Source organism: Actinomadura keratinilytica, from assembly GCF_039539665.1.
In the GTDB taxonomy this organism is placed as follows: domain Bacteria; phylum Actinomycetota; class Actinomycetes; order Streptosporangiales; family Streptosporangiaceae; genus Spirillospora; species Spirillospora keratinilytica.
Genome location: NZ_BAABDO010000008.1, coordinates 109,070 through 115,078 on the forward strand (window position 1 = coordinate 109,070; position 6,009 = coordinate 115,078).

Sequence of the window (6,009 nt, forward strand, 5' to 3'; positions counted from 1 at the left end):
CCGCCCCCGCGGCCCGCGCATCGCCGAGAATGGAACGTCATGGGGACATACCTGATCACCGGGGCGACCGGGGGCATCGGCACCGCGGTCGCCGAGCTGCTGCGCGACCGCGGGCACGACCTGATCCTGACCGGCCGGTCGGCGGAGCGGTTGGCCGCGCTGGCGGCGTCGCTGCGCGGCGGGGCGCACGCGCCGACGCAGGTCATCGTCCGCGAACGCAACGGGGAGACGGGGGCGGCCGGGCGCGCCGCCACCGCCGCGGGCGCGACGATCCGCACGGTCCCGCTCGACCTGGCCGAGCCGCGCCGGCTGGAGGCGGCGCTGGCCGCGACGGGGCTGCCCGATCGGCTGGACGGCCTGGTGCACTGCGCGGGCGTCGTCCACCTGGGCACGGTGGCCGAGCTGGACGCCGACCAGTGGCTGGAGCACCTGAACGTCAACCTGGTGTCGGCCGCGGAGCTGACGCGGCTGCTGCTGCCCGCGCTGCGCGCCGCCGAGGGGCAGGTGGTGTTCGTCAACTCCACGTCGGGGCTGCGGGCGAACCCGAACTGGTCCGCCTACGCGGCGAGCAAATGGGGCATGCGGGCGCTGGCGGACTCGCTGCGCGCCGAGGAGCCGCTGCTGCGGGTAACGACGATCTTCCCCGGCCGCACCTCGACCGAGATGCAGCGGCGCGTCCGCGCCCAGGAGGGCCGGCCGTACGACGCCGGCGACTTCGCCGCGCCGGCCACGGTGGCGCGCGTGCTGGTGGCCGCCCTGGAGACGCCGCGCGACGCCGCCGTCACCGAGGTGACGGTGCGTCCCCGCTGAGGGTCAGTAGTAGCCGGGCCGGTAGGCGGGTGCGGCGGGCTCGGGCCGACGGCGGCGGCGCAGCAGCCAGGAGGCGAGCACGCCGCCGATCATCCCGAACAGGTGGCCCTGCCAGGAGATCCCCGGGTCGCTGGGCAGCACCCCGAAGATCAGCCCGCCGTACAGCAGCACCACCGCGGCGGCGATCGCCAGGTCCAGCAGGTGCCGTTCGAACAGGCCGCGGCCGAGCAGGTAGCCGAAGAAGCCGAAGATCAGGATGCTGGAGCCCAGGGTGTTGGCCGAGCTGGTGAACCACACCCCGAGGCCGCCCACCACGATGATCACCAGGCTGGCGGCCAGGAACTTGGCGATCCCGCGCGCCGCCGCCAGGAAGCCCAGGATCACGAACGGCACGGTGTTGCCGATCAGATGGCCGAAGCCGCCGTGCATGAACGGTGCGGTGAAGATGTCCGGCAGGTCGTCGACGTCGTGCGGCTGGATGCCGAACGCGTCCAGCCGTCCGCCGACGACGTAGTCGAAGATCTCCAGCACCCACATGACGGCGGTGACCGCGCCGATCAGCACGATCGCGCCGAGGGCCCGCACGCCGTGCGTCGCGAGCCCTTCGGATCGGTGCCGTTCCTGCGGCTGGGGGGAATAGCTCATGTGCGCCACCGTAGGTGTGAAAGACGCTCCCGTCACCACTGACAACGATCCAGGGGCTCGCGCTGTGCCCCGCCCACTGTGGCGAACGCCATTCGGTTTCCGTCATAGTGGGGCGCATGCGCGCCGTGGTGTGTGAGGAGTTCGGGTCCGTCGTCGTACGCGAGCAGGACCCGCCCGAGCCCGGTCCCGGCCAGGCGCTCGTGGACGTGGCGGCGGCCGGGGTCAACTACGTGGACGCGCTGCTCGTCCACGGCCGCTACCAGATCAAGCCGCCGCTGCCCTACGTGCCGGGCACCGAGGTCGCCGGGACCGTCGCGGCGCTCGGGCCGGGCGCGGACGGCCCGGCGGTGGGCACGCGCGTGCTCGTCGGCTGCTTCGGAGGCGGCTTCGCCTCCCAGGTGGCCGTGCCCGCGTCCGCGCTGGTGCCGATCCCCGACCACCTGGACGCGCCGCGCGCGGCGACGTTCCTGCAGAGCCACTGCACGGCGTTGTTCGCGCTGCGCGAGCGGGGCGGCCTGGCGTCCGGTGAGACGGTGATGGTGCTGGGCGCGGGCGGCGGCGTCGGCCTCGCCACGATCAAGGTGGCGACGGCGTTGGGCGCCCGTGTTCTGGCCGTCGCGTCCACTCCGGACAAAAGGGAGCTGGCGCTGGCCGCCGGGGCCGAGGCGGCGGTCGGGCCCGACGACGTCAAGACGTCCGCGCGGGAATGGTCGCAGGGCGGCGTCGACCTGGTGGTGGATCCGGTCGGCGGGGCCCTGGCGGATCCGTCTCTGCGCGCTCTGCGGGAGGGCGGCCGCTACCTGGTGATCGGTTTCGCCTCCGGCGAGATCCCGTCGCTCCCCCTCAACCAGGTGCTCTTGCGCAACCGCACGGTCGTCGGCGTCGACTGGGGCGCATGGTCGCTGACACATCAGGCCGAGCAGCGCGCCCTGCTGGACACGGCGCTCGACCTGGTCACCGACCCGGTGGCGCCACGAACACACCCTCTGGACGCGGCTCCCACCGTCCTGGACGACCTCCTGCATCGCCGGACCGCCGGCAAGATCGCCCTGATCCCCTAGCCGGTCAGGCGGCCTGGTCGGCGCGGTGCTCCTCCACGTCGCCGCGTACGGAGATCACCGGCAGCCGGCGCCGCGCCGGAGCGTCCGCCTTGCGACGCAGGTAGCGGCGCTCGTCCGGGGTCGTCCCACCCCAGATCCCGTCGGGCTCGCCCACGCGCAGCGCCCAGGACAGGCAATCGGCGGTGACCGGGCAGTTGCCGCAGATCGCCTTGGCCGCCGCGATCTGCTCCTGGAGAACGGGCGCACCGTAACCGATCGGGAAGAACAGGTCGGGATCGGCGCCCCGGCAGATGGCGTGGTCGGTCCAGTGCTCGTCGTTGTCGCTGTTGAACATGGTCTCTCCCGCCGATGTCCGGAGGCCCGGCACCGGAGGCCGTGGGGTGGGAAAGTTTGTCGAACCCAACGTAGTACTACAAGCCGTAGTACTACAAGTCATGGTGACCGACCGGCCGGATCGACCCGCCGATAGCCTGAAACGGTGCGTCCCAGCCCGACCTTCCGCGAGGCCACCCGCGACGACCTGCCGCAGATCGTCGCCCTGCTGGCCGACGACGGCCTCGGCGCCACCAGCGAGACGCCCGGCGAGGCGCTCCCCGAGTACTACGTGCGCGCCTTCGAGGCCATCGCCGACGACCCCCGCAACGCCGTCATCGTCGCCGAAGTGGACGGCGAGATCGTCGGCACGCTGCAACTCACCTACATCCCGAGCCTGACCTGCCTGGGCGGCGAACGCGCCCAGATCGAGGGCGTCCGCGTCGCCACCGATCAGCGCGGCCACGGCATCGGCCAAGCAATGATCACCTGGGCCGTCGAGCAGGCCCGTGCGCGCGGCTGCCGCATGGTCCAGCTCACCACGGACCGCCGCCGTCCCGAGGCGATCCGTTTCTACCAGAAACTCGGCTTCCGCCCGTCCCATACGGGCATGAAGTACCACCTCAACGAGACCTAAACGCCGTTTCGGACACTTTTTGACCAACGATCTACCGGGATCCCACCACCGTCACCAACGATCCCGGCAGTGGCCGCCCGCCCCTCTCGGCACGCCCCACACAGCCGAGCGGCCATCACACCCTTCCCGCGAGGCCGTGATAGCCCGTACCGCACTCCACACCGCCGGACACCGGATCGTGCGGCCCGGCACGACAGATCAACCGTCACAACGCCCCGCGACGCGGCTCCTGCCGCGAGAGCCAGACGGACGGCAGCGGTTTGGGACAACCGAAATCCGCAAGGCAGGCTCCCACCGACCGATCTTGACGAGCCTCCAGCCTCACCCGTCCGCCGCGAGCCCCCACCATCACCCACAACACCTACGCGTCCGGCCCCACTGAGTGAGACCCGCAAGTTCCGATACCCCAGGGTGACGACGCGGCCGGGCCGGACGCATCACCGACCGCGCCCGCCACCTGCGATACCTCCAGGGTGATGATGCGGCGTCGGCGCATCAGGTCCGGATGCCGGCCCAGGAGTGGGCGTCGCGAACCTCAGGGCGATGACGCGGCCTCCACACCCGGACGCGAGGCCGGCGCGGACCGCGTCCGCCGTGTCGGCATCCGTGCTCGCGGTCGTCCCGTGCGCATCCCGGGCCGACGCCGCGCACGGCGGGACATCCCCGCATGTGGCCAGCTCGGCCGCCGCGACACTTCGACGCGGCAGAACCGCACGTTCCTTCCAGAGTGATGATGCGGCGGGGGTGTACGTGACGGTGTACGCGCGGTGGCTGCAATACCTCAAGGGTGATGATGCGGCCCGAGGGTAATGCCGCAGATGGGCGCGGCCTGTGTATGGGCGCACAGGGTAGGTTCTGCAGCAGTCCGACGGTTGTGCAAGTACGCAGGTCACAGCGGTGCCGTGAGCCGATCGGGGCTCCCGCATCCAACTGGTGCCCGTGGAGGTCGCCCTGGTGTCCTCGCTATGCGCCGCGTGCCCTCCTGCACCGGAACATGGCCGGTTCGTCACCGGTAGGACGCGGCGCGCATGACAGCAGAGACCGGTTGACCGGGCAGTCACCAGCAGGGCACGCGGGGCGCGGCAAGCCAATGGGCTTGACCCGGCATGAACCGGTCATCCGGCAGCTGGCCGCCCGCCACGGGCGTCACCCTTGCTCCAGCGTCCGACCGTGGCGTCGCTGTTCGCCCTGCTCGGCACACCCGTCCAGGGCCGCTGCCGACCGCAGGTTCAGCAGCATGCGGCACCCCCCGTGTCGCCCTCTGCCCACATCCAGGCCATGCCAGCAGCCGCCCCAGCCCCCTGAACAGCACCTTCGCCGCAGACGGAGAGGACCGCCGCCTGCGCCCAGCGGAGTTTCCGCTGATCAGCTTTGCGAGGCTCCAAAAAACCTGGCGAGATCACGACGTCGGCCGAACCTGACGCCCCACATGTGAATCATACGTACTGGAACGGAAACCACACGGTCCGGAGGCTTCAACATATATTCCGACACGATGTTGATCATTGCGATGCTCGTTGGCAGCGCCGCGCTCTCCGGGGGCATTACCTACACGCTGACCGGCCGTGACCTCAAGGGAGGACACAGGGTTTCCGTCTCCCTGCTCAGCGCAATCCTTGTGGGCGCGACGTCCCTGTTCGTTCCGTACCTTCCCGCACTCGCCTTCCTGGTCACCACGGCGGCCTACCTGCTGGTTCGCCGCCTGCTCAGCCCCGGCCTCGCTCTCGCCGCCTCAGCGCTCGTCCTCGTCGGCGCCCTCGGAAGCGCCGTACTGGTCATGAGCACCGCCCTGAACACCATGTGACGTAAAAGGAAGCGGTCTTCACGCCCCCCGGACAGGCGCCGATGAGCCCGGCGCACTACAGGGATCGTGAACAACGCCAACGAATCGCGAACCAAAGAACAGCAGACTCAACGGCGAAAGCGCCGATTTCTCAAGCACAGCGACTGATGCGGCGCCCGGGCCAGCACTCGCACCGGCGGCATATCGATAGCAAGCAGACGTTGCGAAACCCCAGGGGGACATGACGTAGCACGTCATGTCCCCCTTCATGTCACTGTGCCCAGATTGCGCTACCCCCAAGGTGATAACGCGGCTTGATGCCTGACGGGTTCTCCAACGTTGCCACGAAGTGGATGCAATACCTCCAGGGTGATGATGCGACACGTCGAGGGCGACGGCTCGGCGGTCTGGTCCCGACGGGTTGCGATACCTCCAGGGTGATGATGCGGCCCGAGGGTAAAGCCGCAGGTGAGCACGGCCAGTGCATGGCCGCACAGGGTGGATTCTGCAGCAGTGCGGCGGTAGTGCAAGTACGCAGGTCACAGCGGTGCTGCCGTGAGGTTGGGTGTTCGCTTGTCGGCGCAGGGAGGCGCGCATGTGCAGGGCTGCCCCGTTACGGGCGGCGTGTGGTGGCGGGCCCAGAGGTGTGCGGTTGCCTTCCGGTCGCGTGGTGGTGGACCAGGACGCCGACGGCGTTGCGGGTGTGGTGGACGGGCCGCCGGTGCGGGGCGGTGGTGGTTACCAGGGTTCCCAGATGATCG

General features: G+C 70.3%; 6 protein-coding genes. 4 read left to right on the forward strand and 2 right to left on the reverse strand.

Annotated features, from left to right (window positions below; translation table 11 throughout):
• Positions 1-39 precede the first annotated feature (39 nt).
• Positions 40-810: an SDR family oxidoreductase gene (locus ABD879_RS04875; RefSeq protein WP_345017822.1), complete on the forward strand. Its 771-nt coding sequence runs from the start codon at positions 40-42 to the stop codon at positions 808-810.
• Positions 811-813: 3 nt separating this feature from the next.
• Here ABD879_RS04875 and ABD879_RS04880 read toward each other — a convergent pair whose 3' ends face one another.
• Positions 814-1,455, reverse strand: a complete 642-nt coding sequence (locus tag ABD879_RS04880) for a rhomboid family intramembrane serine protease (RefSeq protein WP_345017824.1) — start codon at positions 1,453-1,455, stop codon at positions 814-816.
• A gap of 116 nt (positions 1,456-1,571) precedes the next feature.
• Here ABD879_RS04880 and ABD879_RS04885 point away from each other — a divergent pair, with 116 nt between their 5' ends.
• Positions 1,572-2,516 (forward strand): NADPH:quinone oxidoreductase family protein, encoded by a 945-nt coding sequence (locus tag ABD879_RS04885; protein WP_345017826.1) that lies wholly within the window; start codon positions 1,572-1,574, stop codon positions 2,514-2,516.
• 4 nt (positions 2,517-2,520) lie between these two features.
• On the opposite strand, the gene ABD879_RS04890 is transcribed toward ABD879_RS04885, so the two are convergent.
• The gene (locus ABD879_RS04890; protein ID WP_345017828.1) at positions 2,521-2,850 is read right to left on the reverse strand and encodes a WhiB family transcriptional regulator; all 330 of its coding nucleotides are present in this window, start codon (positions 2,848-2,850) and stop codon (positions 2,521-2,523) included.
• Positions 2,851-2,994: 144 nt separating this feature from the next.
• On the opposite strand from ABD879_RS04890, the gene ABD879_RS04895 reads away from it, so the two are divergent.
• Both ABD879_RS04895 and ABD879_RS04900 read left to right on the forward strand, forming a co-directional pair.
• The gene (locus tag ABD879_RS04895) at positions 2,995-3,465 is read left to right on the forward strand and encodes a GNAT family N-acetyltransferase (protein WP_345017830.1); all 471 of its coding nucleotides are present in this window, start codon (positions 2,995-2,997) and stop codon (positions 3,463-3,465) included.
• A gap of 1,495 nt (positions 3,466-4,960) precedes the next feature.
• Positions 4,961-5,269 (forward strand): hypothetical protein, encoded by a 309-nt coding sequence (locus ABD879_RS04900; protein WP_345017832.1) that lies wholly within the window; start codon positions 4,961-4,963, stop codon positions 5,267-5,269.
• The last annotated feature ends 740 nt before the right edge of the window (positions 5,270-6,009 follow it).

Excerpts from the sequence above, each read along its gene's own strand:
- ABD879_RS04875 (WP_345017822.1), top strand. The coding sequence starts at position 40 with ATGGGGACATACCTGATCACCGGGGCGACCGGGGGCATCGGCACCGCG.
- ABD879_RS04880 (WP_345017824.1), bottom strand. The coding sequence starts at position 1,455 with ATGAGCTATTCCCCCCAGCCGCAGGAACGGCACCGATCCGAAGGGCTC.
- ABD879_RS04885 (WP_345017826.1), top strand. The coding sequence starts at position 1,572 with ATGCGCGCCGTGGTGTGTGAGGAGTTCGGGTCCGTCGTCGTACGCGAG.
- ABD879_RS04890 (WP_345017828.1), bottom strand. The coding sequence starts at position 2,850 with ATGTTCAACAGCGACAACGACGAGCACTGGACCGACCACGCCATCTGC.
- ABD879_RS04900 (WP_345017832.1), top strand. The coding sequence starts at position 4,961 with ATGTTGATCATTGCGATGCTCGTTGGCAGCGCCGCGCTCTCCGGGGGC.